Source organism: Mesorhizobium sp. WSM4850, from assembly GCF_055811735.1.
Window position 1 is genome coordinate 81,224 of record NZ_JBVVPV010000012.1, and the last position, 19,826, is coordinate 101,049.

Below are 19,826 nucleotides of genomic sequence, written 5' to 3' on the forward strand. Positions count from 1 at the left end.
GCGATCTTCCTTTACTCCGCCGGCATGGCCACCCCCCGGGCGGCCCGGTGGCCGGCCAGCATGACGCCAAGACCCAGGATCGGGAACACCGCTGCGACCAGGCCGAGATCAGCCGGCGCGCCATAGCGCAGCACCACGCCGCCGACGACGGCGCCCAGCGCCACGCCGAGATAGAGCGCCGAAGCGTTGAGCGACAGCACGATGGGCGCTGCGTCGGGCGCCAACCTGATGATGCGGCTGGCCTGCGCCGGCGGGAAGGCCCAGCCGACGATGCCCCACGGCACCATCATGGCCATCAGCGCCGGCCCGGCGATGCTGTGCGGCAGGAAGGCCGGAATGACCGAAAGCATCACCAGCATGACCGCACTCAGCGCCAGCGACCAGCTGACGGTGCGCGTCGCGCCGAAGCGGTCGGCGGCCTGCCCGCCGGCGATGTTGCCGATGACGGCGCCGACACCGAACGCAAGCAGCATGCCGGGCAGCGCGATCGGGCTCAAGCCGCCGCCTTCGATGGCTAGCGGCGCGACAAAGGCAAAGACCGTGAAAGCGCCGGTGAGCGCCAGCAGCGTGGTCAGCAGGATCGACGGCACGCCGGGGCGAAGCGTTGCGGCCAGCCGCTGCCTGAGCGGCAGCTTGGTGCCGACGATGCCGCGCGGCAGCCGGTACCACAGGATTGCGCCGGCCAGTGCGCCGAGCCCGGCGATGGCAAAGAACGTGCCGCGCCAGCCGGCAAACGTCGCGACAAGCGCGCCGAGCGGCGCGCCGACCGCCACCGCCACCGTAGTGCCGCCGACAACGACGGCAATGGCGCGGGCGCGGTGATGATCATCGACAAGCGCCACGGCCGTACCCTGCGCCGTCGCCGCAAACAGGCCGGACGACAGCGCCATGACGATGCGCGCGATCAGCAGCAGTTCGAAGGAGGAGCTCAGCGCCGCCGCCAGATTGCCCAGAACGAAAAACACCAGCGTCCACAAGATGACGCGTCGCCTGTCCCATTCGCCGGTCAGCGTCGCCAGGATCGGCGCGCCGAGCGCATAGGCGAGCGCGAAGGCGGTGATCAGCGTCCCGGCGAGCGGGACCGAGATGGCGGCATCGGCCGCGATGTCGGGCAACAGGCTTGAAATGACGAAGCCTTCGGTCGCGATCGTGAATGATCCGAGCGCAAGCCAGAAGAGGCGCTTGTCCATGAACTCTTCCTTAGTTCAAAAGTTATTGAACAATTGTACATAATGGCACATGTTGTCAATGAGCCGCCCGAGAATAGCCGAACCCTGCTGACAGCTCCATGTCAGGACTAAGGTAGCGGGAGGTGGAAACTGGGGGCATCCACCAGGAGGAGAGGCGTTGAAATCGGCCCTGATTGCGCTTAGTTCTCCGGCATGACGCTGCCCCACCCCACCGCCGACCAGATCAGCCTGCCGAACGTGCTTGCCGTGCTCGGCGATCCCACCCGGCTGGCCATCGTGCGCTATCTCGCCAGCAAGGAGGGCGTGCCGCTGAATTGCAGCCAGTTCCTCGATCTCGGCTCAAAGACCAATCTCAGTTACCACCTGGCCAAATTGCGCGAGGCCGGCGTCACCCGCACCGAGGTCGTCGGCACCAGCCGGCTGATCACGCTGCGCCGCGACGATCTCAATGCCCGCTTTCCCGGCCTGCTCGATAGCGTCATTGCCGCAGCCGTCGACGACCCAGCTCTGCCCGCGGTCGGCGCCTCCGAGATCGAAGTCCGCGCCTAATACCACTCCGGGACCGCCAGTTAAGGAGCGGATTTCTCGGAACCTGGGTTCCTCGCCCCACAAAGTGGGGAGAGGTGTCTCGGCGAAGCCGAGACGGAGAGGGGCCTTGACGCTCTCCAATCGTTCAAAGAAGCTTCATTTTATCGACGCGGCTCTGCGAAGAGCCCCTCTCCGGCCGCGGAGCCTGTCCTCGGGCTTGCCAAAGGCAAGACCCGGGGGCGGTCAGTTCTCCCCCGCTTCGCGAGGGCGAGGAAACGCTGCCCTGCCAACGGAGCTTCCCATGCGCATTGCCGTTCTCGCCGATATCCACGGCAACATCCTCGCCCTGGACGCCGTGCTCGACGATCTGCGGCAGCGCGGTGGTGCCGATCTTACAGTCAATCTCGGCGATTGCGTCTCCGGCCCGCTCTGGCCGCGCGAAACCATGGAGCGGCTTGAAGCGCTCGCCCTGCCGACAGTGCGCGGCAACCACGACCGCCGCGTCGCCCGCGATACCGCGGATGAAGCCATGTGGCCGTCCGACCGCTATGCGCAGGAACGGCTGACATCGGTCCAGCGCGAGGCACTGTTGGCCTTGCCGCTCACGCTGGAGGTCGCCCCAACAGTGACCGCCTTTCATGCCAGACCCGACCATGACGAAAAATACCTGACCGATACGATGGCCGACGGCCGGCTGGTCCGCGCGCCGCTAGTCGCCATCAAGCGGCGGCTGGCCGCGCTCGATCCGGCTTGCCGCATCGTGCTGTGTGGCCACAGCCACCGCAGCGAACTGATCCGTATCCCCGACGGCCCGGTGGTCTTCAATCCGGGCAGCATCGGCTGCCCCGCTTATGGCGACGACACGCCACCGGCGCATGTCTCCGAGCAAGGCTCTCCGCATGCACGCTACGGCATCGTCGAATTGGGTGGGCCGAGCCGCTCCGACCGCTTCGAAGCCATCGCCGTCGACTATGACCATGAGGCGGCAGCGCGGCAGGCCGAACAGGCGGGACGGCCGGAATGGGCCTACGCGCTGCGCACCGGATTTATGTCCGGCTGAACGCGCAACGCGTTCATGTCCGGCTGAACGCGGGACGCGTTCATGCCGCACGCTGAGCTTGCTCATGCCGCGGACCGAACACCATTCCCCAGCCGCATTTTCCGGCTTACATAGCGCCATGTCGTCGCTTATAGAATCGTCCTGGAATGCGGTGGTGATTCCGTGCCTGGCCGCGCCTACGGAAATGCTTCTATCGCCCACGGCCAAAATGATGAGGCGCACAGTTACGCTCCGGACGACGCTGCTGATTGCCGCCCCTCTCCTGCTGACGGCGCTGCTGCCGGCCAGGGCCGAGGAAGCGCCGTTCGTCTCCATCGTGACCGACCTCGCTCCGGGCGATCTCCTGAACGTCCGCGCCATGGCATCGGCGATGGGCAAGATCAAGGCTCGGCTGCCGAATGGCACGAGCGTCAACAATCTCGGCTGCAACGACGTCAATGGCCACCGCTGGTGCAAGGTTGCAGAAATCGACAACCCGCAACTGGCGGGATGGGCTCCCGCGCGCTACCTGAACCCCGAGAATCCGGCGGCCGTTACGGATGCGGACATCGAAGCGACCGGCGAAAGCACGGCCGCGGCAGCCGGCGACTCGAACCCGGCAACTGCAGATCAGCCACCGCCGGACCTGACGGCGCGCCTGGATGCGACCGGTCACGAACCCACGATGACTGCCGTTGAGGCAATCGGCAGGGTGGCTATCGAGGATGCTTACCGCCTGGCGCTTTTTGCCAGCGAAAATCCTTCGGCCGGCGAGACGCAGGCGCCCGCGGCAGCGGACAAGCCCATCCGCAATCGCGCCGCCAATGCGGCGCCTCCGGCCAACGCGCAAACCGTTGCGCGGCTGCAGCCGCCAGGCAGGCCCGCGCCGGCGCTGGGTGCCCGCAACGAAATTCCTTGCGCGCGCCATGTCGGCCAGCCGATGACCAGCTGCAAGGCAGGCGTTGTCCACACGGGCGACAAAGCCGAGGTCACCGTGACCTGGCCCGATGGCGGCACCCGCGTCATCAGATTCCAGGCCGGTCGGCCCGCCGGCTCGAATGCATCAGGTGAATTCCGCTACACCCGCGAGGGCAGCCTGAACATCATCCGTGTCGGCGTTGCCGAGCGCTTCGAGATCACGGATCAGTTGGCGCTGGGGGATTGGTGGCTAAGGGGAATAAGGCAGTAGGGCAGTAGGGCAATATGTTTAAAGGGCGCTCGAGCCTCTGCCCTACTGCCCTACTGCCCTACTGCCCTACTGCCCTACTGCCCTACTGTCCTACTGCCCTACTGCCCTACTGCCCTACTGCCCTACTGCCCTACTGCCCTACTGCCCTACTGCCCTACTCTCCGCATTTTAGGGGGTTACATCCGGCAAAACTCTTCCCTATAAGGCCCTCCTAGCCTGATACCAGAATCGCGAGCACAACCGGCCGGGTCTTCCCGTCCGGTTTTTCGTGCAAGCCGCCTGCCGAACGGACCCTCGATATGCCAAGACGCACCGACATCAAGTCGATCCTGATCATCGGGGCCGGCCCCATTGTCATCGGTCAGGCCTGCGAATTCGACTATTCCGGCACCCAGGCCTGCAAGGCGCTCAAGGAAGAGGGTTTTCGCGTCATCCTGGTCAATTCCAACCCGGCCACCATCATGACCGACCCGGAACTGGCCGACGCCACCTATATCGAGCCGATCACGCCGGAAGTGGTGGCCAAGATCATCGCCAAGGAGCGGCCGGACGCGCTGCTGCCGACCATGGGCGGCCAGACCGCGCTCAACACCGCCCTGTCGCTGCGCCGCATGGGCGTGCTCGAGCGCTACAATGTCGAGATGATCGGTGCCGACGCCACGGCAATAGACAAGGCCGAGGACCGGGCGCTGTTTCGCGAGGCGATGAAGAAGATCGGCCTGGAAACGCCGAAATCGATGCTGGCCAACGCCACCGACGTCAAGAATGCCGACCGCAAGACGCACGAGGCTGAACGCGCCGCGCTGAAGGCCGAGAAGCCCGAAAACCTCGACGCCGCGCTCGACGCGCTCGAAACGCGCTGGAACCTCGGCGAGGGCGACCGCAAGCAGCGCTACATCAGCCATGGCATGGCGATCGCCGCACAGGCGCTCGACCATGTCGGCCTGCCCGCCATCATCCGCCCGTCCTTCACCATGGGCGGCACCGGCGGCGGCATCGCCTACAACCGCGCCGAATTCTACGAGATCGTCCAGTCCGGCCTCGACGCCTCGCCGACCACCGAAGTGCTGATCGAGGAAAGCGTGCTCGGCTGGAAGGAGTACGAGATGGAGGTTGTCCGCGACAAGGCTGACAACTGCATCATCGTCTGCTCGATCGAGAACATCGACCCGATGGGCGTGCACACCGGCGACTCGATCACCGTCGCCCCTGCCCTGACCTTGACCGACAAGGAGTACCAGATGATGCGCAACGCCTCGATCGCGGTGCTGCGCGAGATCGGCGTCGAGACCGGCGGTTCCAACGTGCAGTTCGCCGTCAACCCGGCCGACGGCCGCCTGGTGGTGATCGAGATGAACCCGCGCGTCTCGCGCTCGTCGGCTCTCGCCTCCAAGGCGACCGGCTTTCCGATCGCCAAGATCGCGGCAAAGCTCGCCGTCGGCTACACGCTGGACGAGCTGGAGAACGACATCACCGGCGGCGCAACGCCCGCCTCGTTCGAGCCGTCGATCGATTACGTCGTCACAAAAATCCCGCGCTTTGCCTTCGAGAAATTCCCCGGCGCCGAGCCGGTGCTGACCACCGCGATGAAGTCGGTCGGCGAGGTCATGGCCATCGGCCGCACTTTTCAGGAATCGCTGCAGAAGGCGCTGCGCGGACTGGAAACCGGCCTCACCGGCCTCGACGAGATCGAGATCCCCGGCATCGCGCACGGCGCAGCCAGCCACGCCGACGACCGCAACGCCATTCGCGCTGCCCTCGGCACGCCGACGCCCGACCGGCTGCGCATGGTGGCGCAAGCGATCCGCATGGGCACCTCGCTGGAAGACGTGCACGCCATGTGCAAGATCGACCCGTGGTTCCTCGAACAGATCGCCGGCATCCTCAACATGGAAGCCCGCATTCGCGAGCACGGCATTCCCGAAGACGCCGCCAATCTGCGCATGCTGAAGGCGATGGGTTTCTCCGATGCCCGCCTCGCGTCCCTGGTCAGGAAAGACGTCGAAGAGGTTCAAAAGATACGCGAAAAGCTCGACGTTCATCCGGTTTACAAGCGCATCGATACTTGCGCCGCCGAGTTCGCCTCGCCGACCGCCTACATGTACTCGACCTATGAGGTTCCCTTCGCCGGCGCGCTCGCCAACGAGGCGCAGGTCTCGTCGCGGAAAAAAGTCGTCATCCTCGGCGGCGGCCCGAACCGCATCGGCCAGGGCATCGAGTTCGACTATTGCTGCTGCCACGCCGCCTTTGCGCTGCGCGACGCCGGCTTCGAGGCGATCATGGTCAACTGCAACCCGGAGACCGTGTCGACCGACTACGACACCTCGGACCGGCTATATTTCGAGCCGCTGACGCCGGAGGACGTTTTGGAGATCCTGCGCGCCGAGCAGGCGTCGGGCGAACTGGTCGGCGTCATCGTCCAATTCGGTGGCCAGACGCCGCTGAAGCTGGCGGATGCGCTGGAGAAGGCCGGCATCCCGATCCTCGGCACTTCGCCCGACATGATCGATCTCGCCGAAGACCGCGACCGCTTCCAGAAGCTGTTGCACAAGCTCGGCCTCAGCCAGCCGAAGAACGGCATCGCCTATTCGGTCGAGCAGGCCCGCCTCGTCGCCGGCGAGCTCGGCTTCCCGCTGGTGGTGCGCCCGTCCTATGTGCTCGGCGGCCGCGCCATGCAGATCATCCACGACGAGAGCATGCTGCAATCCTACCTGCTCGACACCGTGCCCGGCCTGGTGCCGGAGGACATCAAGCAGAAATACCCCAACGACAAGACAGGCCAGATCAACACGCTCTTGGGCAAGAACCCGCTGCTGTTCGACACCTATCTCAGTGGCGCCATCGAGGTCGATGTCGACTGCCTGTGCGACGGCAAGTCGACCTTCGTCTCCGGCATCCTAGAGCACATCGAGGAGGCCGGTATCCATTCGGGCGACAGCGCCTGCTCGCTGCCGGTGCACTCGCTGCCGTCGGAGCTCGTCGACGAATTGGAGCGCCAGACAGCCGCACTTGCCCGCGCGCTCAATGTCGGCGGCCTGATGAACGTGCAGTACGCGATCAAGGACGGCACCGTTTACGTGCTCGAGGTCAACCCGCGCGCGTCGCGCACCGTGCCCTTCGTCGCCAAGACCATCGGCCGCCCCATCGCGAAAATTGCCGCCCGCATCATGGCCGGCGAGAGCCTGGAAGACGCCTTCGCCCATTACGGCGCCATGCCCGACCCCAGAAATCCCGGCCATATCGCGGTCAAGGAAGCGGTGTTCCCCTTTGCCCGTTTCCCCGGCGTCGACATCCTGCTCGGCCCGGAAATGCGGTCGACCGGCGAGGTCATGGGCCTCGACCGCGACTTCGCGCTGGCCTTCGCCAAGAGCCAGCTGGGAGCGGGTGTTGATCTCCCCCGCGCCGGCACGCTGTTCGTCTCGGTGCGCGACGAGGACAAGAAGGGCATCCTGCCGGCGGTCAAGCGCCTCGCCGGCCAGGGTTTTAAGGTAATGGCCACCTCGGGCACCGCCCGCTTCCTCGCCGAGAACGGCGTCGCTGCCGAGAAAATAAACAAGGTGCTGGAAGGCCGCCCGCACATCGAGGACGCCATCCGCAACCGCCAGGTGCAGATCGTCTTCAACACCACGGACGGCCAGAAGGCGGTGTCGGATTCAAAATCGCTGCGCCGCGCCACGCTGATGCAGAAGGTGCCGTATTACACGACGCTCTCGGGGGCTGCGGCAGTGGCGGAGGCGATCGCAGCGCTAAGGGCGGGGAGCTTGGAAGTGCGGCCGCTGCAGGAGTATTTTCCCTAGGTGATTAGCCAATCTCCCTCCTTGTGGGGGAGATGGCCATAGGGCGGCCCGCCCTCAAACGATTGCGCTGCCTGGATGATATTTAGCCGAAAGGATTCATAGCGGCATTAATGAATTTTGCGATCTTGGTCTTCCCATGAAATCTATTGACGTCGTATTTCCAAATAGACCACGGCACTAAAACGTCCTGTTCGCCGAGAACATGGGGAAGACCGGTATCAGTACCAAAATTGAATGTAATCCCCCTATCGTCAATATTGAAATTCTTGAGCATTGAGAGGGCCGTCCTGTACTCACTGTCAACAAACTGCGAAAGACTAAAGTCAAACTCGTCGGAATCATCTCCGATAGATTTTGAGTTTAACAGAAATATATCATCACATCTCTTTAAGATTTTCACTGCTTCGGCTTCAGAAACTTCGAACAGGTCTTCGAATTGTACGAGCCCACAATCCTCCCCACCGAAATTGAACGTCGTCAGTGAATGGTTAGGATGCGCAGCCCCGGACCAATAGTCACCATATGATTTTTGGAGGGATATTATTCCATTTCTACTAAAATGCTCACGCACATAAATGCTCAACTCCGACTTGCCAGAGCGCCCCTCCCAACCAGTCATCCCCCTCAAAAAATCGTAATAATCGCCAAAATGTTAGAGTTTACAAATCGAAAGTAGTTTGAAGAGTCTCTATATTGGACAAATTCGATATCGATATTATATCGTTTCTTTTTCTCAGATATCTTCTCAATAATTGTCGGATTATCTCCATCCAGTTTTCCAAGATATGCGTGAATATTATCTATTATATAATCTTCACCGAGTCTCTTGGCCACAGATTTCGCAGAATTACGTAACGTTTTTGCCCACCCACCTGAGCCATAGTCAAAATATTGAAGATGAGACAAGTCGCTTGGCAGTGACGGTTTTCCAACACGAATAGGCACTAGATAAGTTTGCCCAGGAGGCCTTCTGGTCGATTCATCAAGAATTATTCTTATCTCTCTTTGCAATTCTCCAGTCTTACTAGAAGTTTCTTTAGACACAAGAGTATGGTTAAATCAGATTTTTCAATGCCTTCTTTTAATATTTTCTTCCAGTCGTCTCCGGGTGAAAGTGACACCTTATCAAAAAAACGTCACTCCAACCTCTGACAAATGAAGAAAATCTCTTTCGCATTCTTCTCGCGTTCTCGTGCGTAACTAATAAAGGCTTTCACCGATTTTCTCGCTCTTCCGGGTTTCCGAAATTCCGGTTTAATCTTGCCTATTGTACCGCGGTGTCAATTAGAAGGATATGATTCAGGTTAGATATTTTAATCAAACCACAGTTCTCTGAGATAGCTGTTCGAGCCAATCCGACGGCATAGGGGACGAAACCCACCAAGTTCCAGATGATCCGGCGGGCGCCGATGGTCCGCTGGTCTTGAGGGTGGGAAAGTATCTTCATTACCTTAGCCCAGCCGTTCGCGAGGCCAATTGATGGAAAAGCCAAAAGGGATATTCCATTCCCGATACCGTTTCACGCCCCCGCGAACACTCGATCTCGATGTCAAACTCCATCGCCATGAGGCCACCGGCACGAAGCTGTGCGTCGGCAGGTCAACGCTTAAGTGCTTCGCATCTACCCACTTGATGGCATTGTGTAAGCCGGAATTGACGGCGTAGATGCGCACCATCTCGCGCTTCCGGAACGCCAGTGCCCCATCTCGCCTCAGTTCAGAAACCCAATAAACCGTCCGGCGAAAAGCACGGACGTCCACAGCACCAGCGAAAGCACAGCCAGGATGGTGACGGTCCCGCCGGCCGGCTCGTCGCCGCCTTTTGCGTGGCGCATGAAAATGAGAAAATTGGTGCCGGCGAGGAGTATGAGCGTCATCTTGGTGAGGAAAATCGGCATCGCCGCATATTCCCTCGCCCTGATTGAAAAGAGCAGCGACCCGGTGACAAGCGCGCCGGCGAACGCGGTAGATGCGGTGCGGCGCAGCAGCGCGATGAACGCCGCGTACGGCAGCGAGCGGAAGGCGCCCAAGATCCGGAGGTCGATGAGCCAGACGCTGGTCAGCAGCGCGCCGATCGACATGATGTGCAGCGCATTGACTATGGGGTAGGCGACGAAGGAGGCCTTCAGCCCCCTTACGATGGCGAGTTGCTCGATGCCGGCGAGGTACCAGTCCATTCACGCCGGCGGGACGCGGTCGGGATAGACGTCATAAGCCTTGCCGTTGACGATGACGCGGGCTGCTTTCATCCACTTCTCGGTCTCGTCGCGCGAGCGGTGGCCGATAGCGGTCACCTCGTCGCCGACTTTGGCGACCTCCTCGGTGAAGCCGGCGGCCATCGTGCGGGACGGCGGCGCCAAATCCACCCGCCAAGCCTCTCCGTCGGCGTCGACATCCAGCGTGGCGTGCGGATTGCCGATATAGATGGCTGTGATCTTGCCCCGGAGCTCAAAAAACCCATCCTGGGTCCACGACCAGCCGTGATGGGCGTAAGCTGCGGTGCCAGCGGCAAGGATCACTGCCGCTGCCAACGTGACGCTCCGAATCCCGTTGAAAGGTGACTGCATCGCTCGCCTCCTCGGCTCATCCCGCCAATCGAGAGTAGGTCACGGCGCGGCAACGTCAAATCACATCGGTGCGAAGGCTCTGGGCGAAGCTATCGGGTGTCGATATCGGCGCCGCCCCTCATCTGCCTGCCGGCATCTTCTCCCCGGCAAGAACGGGGAGAAGGGACCTAGCCACAACGCTGGCACCCCCTCTCCCATCCTTCACGGGGAGAGGGTGAGGGTGAGGGGCAGCGCCAACCAGAAGCGATTGCCCTGCGGAATGAACGGTCCGGTCTTGCTTATGACATCCATGCACGCCATGTTCGGGCCCTACCGCCGCTCTTCTTCTCCATCGGATGAAGGTCGGAGACTCACACCTGAACGAGGCAAATTATGAGCAGTATGAGAGACCGTCAGGAAGGCTTCGAAAAGAAGTTTGCGATGGACGAGGACACGAAGTTCAGGGCCATGGCGCGCCGCAACAAGCTGCTCGGCCTATGGGCCGCCGAAAAGCTCGGCAAGTCAGGTGAGGACGCCGACGCCTATGCGAAAGAGGTGGTGCGCGCAGACTTCGAAGAGGCCGGGGACGACGACGTGTTGCGCAAAATACGCGCCGATTTCGACGCGGCGGGCATCGCCCAGTCGGATGTTCAGATTCGCGGCGTCATGAACGACCTGCTGGCGACGGCGGTCGAGCAGATCAAAAACACCTGAGAGAGCGCCGACTTAAAGCGCGACGCGACGCGCTTTAAGCTCTCTTTTATGCGTTTCCCAAAACCGCTGCGCATCTCGGGTCAGGCCCAGAGTCAGGCCCGAGGGCATGCGTTTGGGTGACATGCCTTAGCTGTGAGCGGCCACCAGATCCTTAAGGCGCTCTTCGTGCGCCCGCAGCGTCGGTAGCGTCTTCTTGGCGAATTCCTTCAGCGCCGGATCTTCACCCGACTGCGCATAGGTTGAAAACAGCGCCAGCGCCTGCTTGTGCGCCTCGCTCTGCAGGAGGATGTATTTCGCCTGGAATTCATCGCCATCGAGGTTCTTGAGCTGGTCCAGCATCGCCTGGTGTTTCGGCAGCAAAGCCGGGCCGCTCGCTGTCACCGAGGCCGTGATCTGGCTCTGTTCGAGAGCTGCCTTGAAATCCTCGCCAGCCTTGGTGTGATCCCTGACCATCAGCGAGGCGAAATCCTTCACATCGGCGGCGACATTCTTTTGTTCGGCCAGCTTGCTGCTTTCAATCTCGAACCGGTTGGCGCTGGGGACGGTTCTGGAGAAGGTCTCGGTGTCGATCTTGGTTTGGCCGACAGCAGGTATATCGGCCGGCGTGGCGGATTGGGCGAAGGCCGCCGGCGCGCCGGCAAGCAAGGCGACCATGGCAAGCGTGAGATTTGTTTTCACAGGAAATCTCCGGGTTTGTGATCCTCGGAGAGTCCAACGCGACACCAGCGGCGAAGTTGCGCTCTTCCTTCTCCCCTTGTGGGAGAAGGTGGCCGAGCGAAGCTCGGTCGGATGAGGGGTGTTCCAGCTTGGCGGTGCGCTAGGTCGAGCCGCCCATCAGCGCAGAGACCGTGCACATTTGCCAACGCCTCATTTCTTCCAGCACCCCTCATCCGTCTCGGCGCTATGCGCCGATCCACCTTCTCCCACAAGGGGAGAAGGGACGGCCCACTCAGTGGCAGCAGGCGCCGGCATATTGCAGCTGTTCATTCCAGTCCGGCCGGCCCTCCGGTGTGAAATCCATCAGGTTCCACAAGGGCTCGCAAGTGCCGATGGCACGCGGGTCCTGACCGGGTTCGGACGGCGCGAAGCCAAGCTCCGAGCTCCAGAAATGCCGGATGCCATCGGCGTCGCGATGGAACACCGACAGCATCGGAAGTTGCGCGCCGTCGTCGGCCTCGGCGTGATAGTCGCGCTTGAAGCTGTTGCCGGGCGAGGAGAGCAGCCGCATGTTCGTCCAGCCGCGATCGCGGCCAAGCGTGATCAGGTTTTCAAGCGCGGTCTTGCCCACAACCGCGAAATTGAAGCCGGCGGCCTCGAGATGGCCGATGGCGCCGTCGAACTGGTCGAGCAGCGCCGTGCAGGACGGGCATGGCTGGTCGGCCCGCGCGAGCTTGGCCGTGCCGCCGCTTGTCGCCACGTCGCGCGTCTCCTGCGGATGGCGCGGAAACATCATCGAGTAGACGATCAGCGTGTCCTTACCAGGCGAAAACAGCTCCGACAGTTTTATGCGGGCCGGCTTGCCGTCGGCGCCAAGTCCGTCGAACACATAATCCTGTGGCACCAGCCCACCCGGCGGCAGTGCACGGCGGGCGACGGCCACATCCTCCATGGCGCGGCGCAGCTCGATTTCCTTTTGCAGCAGCGTTTCGCGGGCGGCGCGGTATTCAGCGGATTCGTTGGGAAAGGTGATCATCGTCATCTCCATCTGCCGTGCTTTTGGCGGCGCACGCCTTAAGCGGCAGCGCACCTTGCCTCCCAAGGACGCATCGCGAAGCAGGGTTCCGACATTTTGCACGCCCAACCCGGCGATAAGGCCTTAACGGCTCCGCCTTCGCCAGCGACAGAGGCTACTGCGGCGGCACCGGGCAGTTCGTGTCGCCCTCCTGGCAGTTGAGATAGCCCTGAAAATCCTTCAGCCTGATGTTGGTGAGGCTCTCCTTGCAGCCGGCGATAACCATCGGATAAATGCTGCCTGCCATATCGGGCGGGCCGCCCTGGAAAGCGCATTCGGCATCGCGAAAGGCGACCCAGGCGCGCTGCGCGCCGACCAGCAGCTTCTTCGTCGCAGCGTCGTCCTTCAGCCGACCCTCGATCTGCCTGTAGGCGTGGTTGAGCTTCTTGTCGGCTTCAGTGAACGACTTGCCGGCGCATTCGTTCATGGCCGCCTGGTCCTGTGCGTTGGCGCATTCGTCGGCACGCGCGACGCTCGCAAGAAGCGGAAGAGCGAGGATCACCAGACCGGTTTTGGCCAGACCGGTTTTGGAAAGTAAAAGCCGCATCGTGTTTTCTCCGGTTTCGGTCGAGACCCCGCCCCGCGGCACGGAAGCCGCAGGATCGCAGCTTAACTTCCGAACGGTTGCCGGCAAGATGCCGCCTGCCGCCTTGGTGGACACTTCGTTTCCGCACGATGCTCGCTGATCGGCTTCGCCAACCGCTCCTCACCCCGCCCAGTCGACTTCGAACATCCCCAGCCGCTCGTAGAGCCTGACCGCGGCAGCATTCTCAACCGTGTTGGTTTTGAGATCGACATGCGCAGCGCCGCGTGCGTGAAAGGCGGTGAAGACGTGCCACATCAGCGCTTCGGCGATGCCTCGGCCACGCGCCTCGGGGTGGACGGCAAGGTCTTTGACGAACGCCCTCGTCCAGCACAATGCCGCGCCTGCCAGCCGACCCTTGCTGTCGATGACCAGGAAACACAAGGCAGGGTCGAATTCCGCGTCGCTTGAAATACGCGGCCACCATTCGTCGAACGGCCCGTCGGCGCCATCGTCGAAGACGGTGGTCAGCAGCGTATGCAAAGCCAGCGCGTCGGCGGCCTCAAAACCGCGCATGACGAAACCTTCCGGCCAGCGCGGCGGGGCGAGCGTGTCGTCGAGGATCTTGCGCAGCCTTATGTCGTTCGGCGCCGGCGGACGCGGCTCAGGCATGGCGTTCAGGCGTCGGGCTGCAGGCGACGCCGACTGCGGTCGCGGCCCAGGCCGGTTTGTTCCAGCATGCCCTTGCGCTTGGCGTCGTAATAATAGCCGCTCTGGTAGAGCCGATCGGCGCGCTTGGCGTTGCCGCCGGCCACCAGCCAGGCGCCACGCAGATATTTCACCGCATATTTCAGATTGGTCTCGGCGTCGAACAACCCGCTCGCCGGCCCGTCATAGCCCATACCGCGCGCCGTCGCATGCTTGATTTGCATCAGCCCCCAATGGCCGCGATTGTAGGCCTTGGGATTGAAGGTGCTCTCGCGCTTGACGACGCGGCGCACCAGATCGGCCGGAACCTGATAGAGGACGGCATATTTCTCGATCAGCCGCTCGATCTCGCCGCGCGGTCCCGCGGAATACTGTTTGGCAGGGCTGGTCGAAAGCAGGGCGGACGGATTCTCAGGCAGGGTGTAGGCGACCTGCTGGACGCCTGGCATCGTCTTGCCTGTCTCGCCGGTGACCGGCATCGCAACGGCGGCGGTCGCATAGACAGGCGCTGTGCCGGCTGGCGCGGCATCGGCCGTCATGACTGAAGGTGCAGTTGCGGCCAACGGGGTCGGGCCGGCAAAGGCCGCTGGCTGGGCGGGGGTCGCGGCGGGGTCGACGGCCAGCGCCGCGGTCTGGACAGGCGTGACGCCGGACGATTCCGGCAGCACCGAAACCGTGTCGGGCAGCGCCAGCGCATAGCCGGCTTCGCTACCAGCTGCGGCGGTTTCAGTCAGGGAAGGCACGGCCTTGGTCTGCGCGGTCGAAGTGCAGCCGCTAAGACCGGCCGCAGCGAGCATCACGCCGATCGCGGGAAAGATGATTTTTGCTGGCAAGCCGCGCTCGGGTCCGGTTCGTCTGTTAAGAAGTCCTTACACCAGCGGCTTTCCCCCGGCAATCCGCAGCCAGTTGGGATTTCCAATGGTTTTCGGGTGGCAACAGACCCCTTGGAATGCGATACCTCGTTCTCGATATGTACTGGATTGCCGTTCGTTCGTTCGGAAAGGAGCACATCATGGAAGACACCTCTCAAGCCTTCGCCAACCACGCCGTCTTCGAAACCATGATCGGCTTCATCGGCATCGCCTGGAGCGAGGCCGGGCTGACGAGGCTTTGCCTGCCCCAGCGCAGCCGCGACGCGGTGGAACGGCGGTTGCTGCGCCATGCCGGCAACGCCGCTTCGAGCGCCCGACCGCAATGGGTTGCCGAACTGATCGCGTCGATAAAGGCCTATGCCGCCGGCGAAGATGTGGATTTCTCCGGTGTGCCGGTCGATCTCACCGGTGTCGACGATTTCCGCCTCGCCATCTACGACGCGGCGCGCAAGCTCGCCTATGGCGAGACCACCACCTATGGCGAACTGGCCAGGCGCGCCGGCCATGCCGGGCTGGCGCGAGAGACGGGCGCCGCGCTCGGCGCCAACCCGGTGCCGCTGGTCATCCCTTGCCACCGCATTCTTGCCGCCGGCGGCAAGATCGGCGGTTTTTCAGCGCCGGGCGGCTCGACCACCAAGGAGAAGATGCTGGCGATGGAAGGCGTGCGCGTCGGTCCGCCGCCGCCGGCGCAGGTCTCTTTTGGATTTTGAGGCCGGCATTGCTAGTCCGGAAAGATGCGCCGGCGGAAATGCCGGTCTGTTTCCACGCGCTTGCACTTGTAGACGATGCAGGAGTTGGTATCGGCGCTCGGCACCGAAGCGCGTGCCCTGACCTCGCCCATGTTGCAGAAACTCTGGCTCCGCACATAACGGTCGTAGAGCGGCAGCCCCGGCGTGCGCGTCGACTGATAACGCAGGATGACGGCGCCTTCCCGTGCGATTGTCGCGCGCACCGTGCCGCAGGTCATGCGGCCCGGGTCATAGCGCGAGATCGCCTGCGCCTGGGCGGCGACCAGCGTCAGGCAGGCGGCAAACAGGACAGTTTTCATGGTCCTCTCCCCAAACAGAACCGGACGCCCGGAGGCGGCACGATCCTTCCCCGCAGCGTGCGCGATAGGCCATTGGACCCGGCGCAACGCCCGACGTTCAACGCTTTCACGCGATTGGGGCGGCCATTGGGCAGCGCCGCATCAGCGCCTTTTTTCGTGCAGTCTTGTTTTTTGCGGAGAAGCGGACTATATGAGGTCCATTGATATTTCGGCCGATCGATCCGGGCCTCGCGATATTCGCGTTTGCTGACGTCTATCTCCAAAATCTCGATACAAACCGGCTGGACTTCGGTTCAGTCAAGCTAAAGCAAACGTATAAGGACTATCGAAATGGCAACAGGTACGGTCAAGTGGTTTAATTCCACCAAGGGTTTCGGCTTCATCCAGCCTGACAGCGGCGGCGCGGACGTTTTCGTCCACATCTCCGCCGTCGAGCGCGCTGGGCTGTCGACCCTGGTCGAAGGCCAGAAGATCAACTTCGAGATCGAGCAGGACCGCCGCACTGGCAAGTCGTCCGCTGGATCTCTGAGCAAGGCAGCCTGATTTTGCGAATGGCGCGCGCCGGGCGATAGCTCGGGGCGCGCGGCAAGTCACGGATGTACTGACGGTCGCGCGAGAAGCGCGCCGGAGCGGAAAGAACCCGACAAGCCGAAGCAGCAGATTGCTGCCGGCCCGGCCAAAGCGCTCCCGATCAGGCTACCATGCATGGGAAGGCGGGATTTTGTCCCGCCTTTTTGCTGTCCGGATTTCCGGATGAAACAGCTACCTTGGCCTTATTGTGCCAATCATGGTATTTTTAGCCGATGAGCAAGCTTGAACAGATTGAGAAATCCGTCGCCGAACTGAGCCCTGAGGAACTGAAGGCATTTGCCGCCTGGTTCGAGGCACTGAAAGCGGAGATGTGGGATCGGCAGATCGAAGCCGACGCCAAGGCTGGCAGGCTGGATAAACTTGCCGAGCAGGCCTTGGCCGACCATCGCGCCGGCCGGACCCGGTCTTTGTGAATCATGTCGCCACTCCCTTATTCTGGGAGGCTTATGCAAAACTGCCCTCGTCGATCAGAGCAAAGGCGGACAAACGTTTCGCCAAGCTGCGTTCTGATCCGTTTCACCCGTCGCTGCATTTCAAACAGGTCGGACGCTATTGGTCGGCGCGGGTTGATCTCAACTACCGCGCCGTAGCTGTCCGTGACCACGATGACGTTGTCTGGTTTTGGATCGGCACCCACTCCGAATATGACCGCCTCCTGAAGTAGCCGTAAGGACAGAACTACCCCAGCCACTCCATCGGCACATGCCCAGGATCAGTCTCGACCCGTTTCAGCCAGGCCGCCACCGCCGGGTAGGCGTCGAGCTGAAAACCGCCCATCTCGGCCGTATGCGTATAGGCGTAGAGCGCGATGTCGGCGACGCTCAAGGCCTCGCCGGCAAAGAACGCACTGCCCGCCAGATGCTTGTTCATCACGCCGAGCGCCTTGTTGCCGCGCTCCAGCGTCAGCGCCAGCCGTTCCGGTGTCGCGTCCTTGGCCCGTTCGGGAAAGGCCAGCAGCGCCTTGCGCACCGCGATATAGGGTTCGTGGCTGTATTGCTCGAAGAACAGCCATTGGTAGGCCAATGCCCGCTCGTATCTGTCGGCCGGCAGCAACCGCGTGCCTTCGGCGAGATAGAGCAGAATGGCGTTGGATTCGGCAAGCCGCCGGCCGTCGTCGAGCTCGAGCAGCGGCACCATGGCGTTCGGGTTCTTGGCGACATAGTCTGGCTTGCGCGTGTCGCCGGTGTGCGAGCTGACCTCGACATTGGTGAAAGCGATGCCGAGCTTGGCCATCAACAGGCGCGGCTTGTAGCAATTGCCGCTGTCGATCATTCCATAGAGTATGGTCATTCTTGCTCCCATCGCCGCTCCCCTCGGCGGAGCCGCCTTTACCGGCAATTATCCTGGCAGCGACGGCTTCATCCAGTGATTTGTTTTGGCGCAACCATCAGCGCCGGTGATAGATCACCCAAACAACGGCACGACGTTGTTGGCCATGCCAAGCAGCCTGTCGATGGGCAGCGGCTCCTCGTCGAAGACCGTGCCGGCCAGCGCCGGCCGGGCAAGGTAAAATCCTTGCATCAGGTCAACGCCGCCGTCCAGCGCGACGCGCAGATGCGTGGCTTGCTCGATGCCTTCGACCAGCACTTTGGCGCCGCGGTCATGCAGCGCGGAGACCAGCGGCCGGAAAAACCGTTCGGCGGCGGCATGGCGGCAGAATTCCGCGAACCAGGTGCCGTCGATCTTGACGATGTCGGGCTGGACAAGAGCGACCCGTTCTTCCGTCGAATGCCCGGTGCCGAAATCGTCGATGGCGATGCGGATGCCGTCACGCCGCATCTCGCGCGCCAGGCTGACGAGCACCTTGTCTTCAGCCGCCTGCTCGGTGATCTCGCAGACCAGCATGCCGGGGTGCAGGTCGAACTCGGCGAGACGCCTGGTCATCAGCCTGATTTCTGCCAGCGCTCGCCCGGGGTCATCGTTGATCAGCGGATTGTAGTTGAAGAACAGGTCGAGCCCGCCGACCCCGATGTTGCGGAAATTCCGCAGATGCAGTACCCGGCACATCGTCTCGACGAACAGGCGATCCGCCACGGGGATGCCCTCGAAGAATACGCGCGGCGCGACCGGCCTGCCGGCGCGGTGCGGCTCGATCAGGCCTTCGACGGCGACGGCCTTCAAAAACCTGCCGCGCGGCGCAAAGATCGGCTGGTAGGCGCTCCTCAGCCGGAACGCGCCATAGACGCCATATTCGATCCCGACTTCGTCGGCAAAGATTGCCTCGCCGACATTGCGCCGCCTGTCGGGCCGCCTGGTCATGGCACCACCTTGCGCCCGAAAGCCCGTTTCGGCCGCGGCCAAGGCGAGACGGTCGCAGGCGCCGCGCCGGCGTCAGGCGCCGTCACCGGCATCTGCCTTTCCTTGCCGAAGACTTGGCTTTCGTTGCCGAAGACGTGAAAGCTGGTCGGTGCAAGCTCCGGGCGCGCCAGCGCAAATCCCTGCACCATCGAGGCTCCCGATTTCTCGGCCAGTTCAAGCTGCCAGCCCTCCTCGATGCCCTCGAACACGGTGCGGATGCCTTGCTGTTCGAAACTTGCCACCATGGCGGTCAGCAGCGCGAAGCCGGCGCCGGACTCCATCAGTTGCATGATCCAGTTGGCGTCGAATTTGACGATGTCAGGCCTGAGCTCCTTGATCCGGTTGATGTCGGACTCTTCGGCGCCGTAGTCGTCGACCGCGATGCGAAACCCGTTGGCCCTGAGCGCCTCGACGAAATTGTAGAGCGTTTCCTGCGACGCCGACTTTTGCTCGGTCACCTCGCAGACGACGCGGTTCGCATCGATCCCGGCCTCATGCAGCACCAGCCGCATGTCGCGCAGCGCACTGTCGGCGATGCTGCGATCGGTGAACACCGACGGATCGAAGTTGATGAAAATGAATGCCTCCTGCGGCAGGCAGGCGCCGGCGTTCAAAAGGTGCAGCGTCCTTGTCAGCGCCTCGATATGCAGGCGGTCGACCGTCGGACAGGCGTTGAAAAAACTCACCGGCGTCTGCGGCTCGGCGTCGCGGAACGGCCGGATCAGGCCCTCGAATCCGGTGATGGACAATTTGCCGTTGCTGAAGGCAAAAATCGGCTGGAAGGCGCTTTGCAGCGTATAATTGCCCCAGACACCGCTGGCGGTGCCGTCATCGTGGCGGACGATATGGGCAAGCCCGATGCTGCGCGACACGGTTCCTCCCGTTGCGAGACTGGTGGAATGGGTCGTGATCCAGCCAACCGGAGTTTTACCGCGTGTAAGTGAATTTATTGTTGCCGGATTTGCCGGGGATTTGAGGTCTGGCTCATCCGACAATGCTTGCGCTTGGCGGGATGATGCGACATGAGAGACGCCGCGGTCGGATGGACCGCC

At 62.4% G+C, this 19,826-nt stretch carries 23 protein-coding genes; 9 read left to right on the forward strand and 14 right to left on the reverse strand.

All coding sequences use genetic code 11. The annotated features are described in order from the left end of the window. Positions 1-11: 11 nt before the first annotated feature. Complete coding sequence (locus AC0L2Z_RS14510; RefSeq protein ID WP_473628442.1) at positions 12-1,190, reverse strand: MFS transporter; 1,179 nt, start codon at positions 1,188-1,190, stop codon at positions 12-14. A 192-nt stretch (positions 1,191-1,382) separates the two neighbouring features. Here AC0L2Z_RS14510 and AC0L2Z_RS14515 point away from each other — a divergent pair, with 192 nt between their 5' ends. The 4 genes from AC0L2Z_RS14515 (at position 1,383) to carB (ending at position 7,743) form a co-directional block, all read left to right on the forward strand. Then, the gene (locus AC0L2Z_RS14515) at positions 1,383-1,739 is read left to right on the forward strand and encodes an ArsR/SmtB family transcription factor (RefSeq protein WP_027151146.1); all 357 of its coding nucleotides are present in this window, start codon (positions 1,383-1,385) and stop codon (positions 1,737-1,739) included. A gap of 280 nt (positions 1,740-2,019) precedes the next feature. Beyond that, positions 2,020-2,778, forward strand: a complete 759-nt coding sequence (locus AC0L2Z_RS14520) for a metallophosphoesterase family protein (RefSeq protein ID WP_473628443.1) — start codon at positions 2,020-2,022, stop codon at positions 2,776-2,778. 211 nt (positions 2,779-2,989) lie between these two features. Beyond that, the gene (locus AC0L2Z_RS14525) at positions 2,990-3,946 is read left to right on the forward strand and encodes an SH3 domain-containing protein (RefSeq protein WP_473628444.1); all 957 of its coding nucleotides are present in this window, start codon (positions 2,990-2,992) and stop codon (positions 3,944-3,946) included. Positions 3,947-4,245: 299 nt separating this feature from the next. After that, positions 4,246-7,743 (forward strand): carbamoyl-phosphate synthase large subunit, encoded by a 3,498-nt coding sequence (carB, locus tag AC0L2Z_RS14530; RefSeq protein ID WP_473628445.1) that lies wholly within the window; start codon positions 4,246-4,248, stop codon positions 7,741-7,743. 82 nt (positions 7,744-7,825) lie between these two features. On the opposite strand, the gene AC0L2Z_RS14535 is transcribed toward carB, so the two are convergent. The 4 genes from AC0L2Z_RS14535 to AC0L2Z_RS14550 all read right to left on the reverse strand — a co-directional run bounded on the left by AC0L2Z_RS14535 (position 7,826) and on the right by AC0L2Z_RS14550 (position 10,309). After that, positions 7,826-8,362: a hypothetical protein gene (locus tag AC0L2Z_RS14535; RefSeq protein ID WP_473628446.1), complete on the reverse strand. Its 537-nt coding sequence runs from the start codon at positions 8,360-8,362 to the stop codon at positions 7,826-7,828. Between the two features lie 5 nt (positions 8,363-8,367). Then, entirely contained in the window at positions 8,368-8,787 is a 420-nt protein-coding gene (locus tag AC0L2Z_RS14540) for a hypothetical protein (protein ID WP_473628447.1), read from the reverse strand. A gap of 667 nt (positions 8,788-9,454) precedes the next feature. Next, on the reverse strand, positions 9,455-9,919 hold the full coding sequence (locus AC0L2Z_RS14545; RefSeq protein WP_473628448.1) for a DUF6644 family protein: 465 nt from the start codon (positions 9,917-9,919) through the stop codon (positions 9,455-9,457). Further along, positions 9,920-10,309 carry a DUF6152 family protein gene (locus tag AC0L2Z_RS14550; RefSeq protein ID WP_023799775.1) on the reverse strand — a complete coding sequence of 130 codons (390 nt, stop codon included), beginning with the start codon at positions 10,307-10,309 and terminating at the stop codon, positions 9,920-9,922. A gap of 372 nt (positions 10,310-10,681) precedes the next feature. Here AC0L2Z_RS14550 and AC0L2Z_RS14555 point away from each other — a divergent pair, with 372 nt between their 5' ends. After that, positions 10,682-11,002 (forward strand): DUF1476 domain-containing protein, encoded by a 321-nt coding sequence (locus tag AC0L2Z_RS14555; protein WP_128176348.1) that lies wholly within the window; start codon positions 10,682-10,684, stop codon positions 11,000-11,002. Positions 11,003-11,128: 126 nt separating this feature from the next. Here AC0L2Z_RS14555 and AC0L2Z_RS14560 read toward each other — a convergent pair whose 3' ends face one another. From AC0L2Z_RS14560 to AC0L2Z_RS14580, 5 genes are all read right to left on the reverse strand, one after another. Beyond that, the gene (locus AC0L2Z_RS14560) at positions 11,129-11,680 is read right to left on the reverse strand and encodes a DUF4142 domain-containing protein (RefSeq protein ID WP_473628449.1); all 552 of its coding nucleotides are present in this window, start codon (positions 11,678-11,680) and stop codon (positions 11,129-11,131) included. Between the two features lie 271 nt (positions 11,681-11,951). Continuing rightward, positions 11,952-12,695, reverse strand: coding sequence for a DUF899 family protein (locus tag AC0L2Z_RS14565; protein ID WP_473628451.1), 744 nt, complete (start codon positions 12,693-12,695; stop codon positions 11,952-11,954). A 154-nt stretch (positions 12,696-12,849) separates the two neighbouring features. After that, a complete protein-coding gene (locus AC0L2Z_RS14570; protein ID WP_473628452.1) occupies positions 12,850-13,281 on the reverse strand; it encodes a lysozyme inhibitor LprI family protein in 432 nt (143 codons plus the stop codon). A 159-nt stretch (positions 13,282-13,440) separates the two neighbouring features. After that, entirely contained in the window at positions 13,441-13,929 is a 489-nt protein-coding gene (locus AC0L2Z_RS14575; protein ID WP_287185738.1) for a GNAT family N-acetyltransferase, read from the reverse strand. Positions 13,930-13,934: 5 nt separating this feature from the next. Beyond that, complete coding sequence (locus AC0L2Z_RS14580) at positions 13,935-14,798, reverse strand: transglycosylase SLT domain-containing protein (RefSeq protein ID WP_473628454.1); 864 nt, start codon at positions 14,796-14,798, stop codon at positions 13,935-13,937. Positions 14,799-14,977: 179 nt separating this feature from the next. Between AC0L2Z_RS14580 and AC0L2Z_RS14585 the strand changes: the two genes are divergently transcribed. Continuing rightward, a complete protein-coding gene (locus tag AC0L2Z_RS14585) occupies positions 14,978-15,547 on the forward strand; it encodes a methylated-DNA--[protein]-cysteine S-methyltransferase (protein ID WP_473628455.1) in 570 nt (189 codons plus the stop codon). Between the two features lie 11 nt (positions 15,548-15,558). Here AC0L2Z_RS14585 and AC0L2Z_RS14590 read toward each other — a convergent pair whose 3' ends face one another. Then, positions 15,559-15,885, reverse strand: coding sequence for a hypothetical protein (locus AC0L2Z_RS14590; protein WP_473628456.1), 327 nt, complete (start codon positions 15,883-15,885; stop codon positions 15,559-15,561). A 330-nt stretch (positions 15,886-16,215) separates the two neighbouring features. On the opposite strand from AC0L2Z_RS14590, the gene AC0L2Z_RS14595 reads away from it, so the two are divergent. From AC0L2Z_RS14595 to AC0L2Z_RS14605, 3 genes are all read left to right on the forward strand, one after another. Further along, on the forward strand, positions 16,216-16,428 hold the full coding sequence (locus AC0L2Z_RS14595) for a cold-shock protein (RefSeq protein ID WP_023678332.1): 213 nt from the start codon (positions 16,216-16,218) through the stop codon (positions 16,426-16,428). A 260-nt stretch (positions 16,429-16,688) separates the two neighbouring features. Beyond that, on the forward strand, positions 16,689-16,889 hold the full coding sequence (locus tag AC0L2Z_RS14600) for a hypothetical protein (RefSeq protein WP_023799785.1): 201 nt from the start codon (positions 16,689-16,691) through the stop codon (positions 16,887-16,889). Further along, positions 16,886-17,140: a type II toxin-antitoxin system RelE family toxin gene (locus AC0L2Z_RS14605; RefSeq protein WP_023799786.1), complete on the forward strand. Its 255-nt coding sequence runs from the start codon at positions 16,886-16,888 to the stop codon at positions 17,138-17,140. The genes AC0L2Z_RS14600 and AC0L2Z_RS14605 overlap by 4 nt, the downstream gene beginning before the upstream one ends. A 14-nt stretch (positions 17,141-17,154) precedes the next feature. Here the strand turns inward: AC0L2Z_RS14605 and AC0L2Z_RS14610 are convergent, their stop codons facing one another. The 3 genes from AC0L2Z_RS14610 to AC0L2Z_RS14620 all read right to left on the reverse strand — a co-directional run bounded on the left by AC0L2Z_RS14610 (position 17,155) and on the right by AC0L2Z_RS14620 (position 19,646). Beyond that, positions 17,155-17,766, reverse strand: coding sequence for a glutathione S-transferase family protein (locus AC0L2Z_RS14610; RefSeq protein ID WP_473628458.1), 612 nt, complete (start codon positions 17,764-17,766; stop codon positions 17,155-17,157). Between the two features lie 114 nt (positions 17,767-17,880). After that, positions 17,881-18,735 (reverse strand): EAL domain-containing protein, encoded by an 855-nt coding sequence (locus tag AC0L2Z_RS14615; protein WP_023799788.1) that lies wholly within the window; start codon positions 18,733-18,735, stop codon positions 17,881-17,883. Further along, the gene (locus AC0L2Z_RS14620) at positions 18,732-19,646 is read right to left on the reverse strand and encodes an EAL domain-containing protein (RefSeq protein ID WP_473628459.1); all 915 of its coding nucleotides are present in this window, start codon (positions 19,644-19,646) and stop codon (positions 18,732-18,734) included. Before AC0L2Z_RS14620 ends, AC0L2Z_RS14615 begins: the two co-directional genes overlap by 4 nt. Between the last annotated feature and the right edge of the window lie 180 nt (positions 19,647-19,826).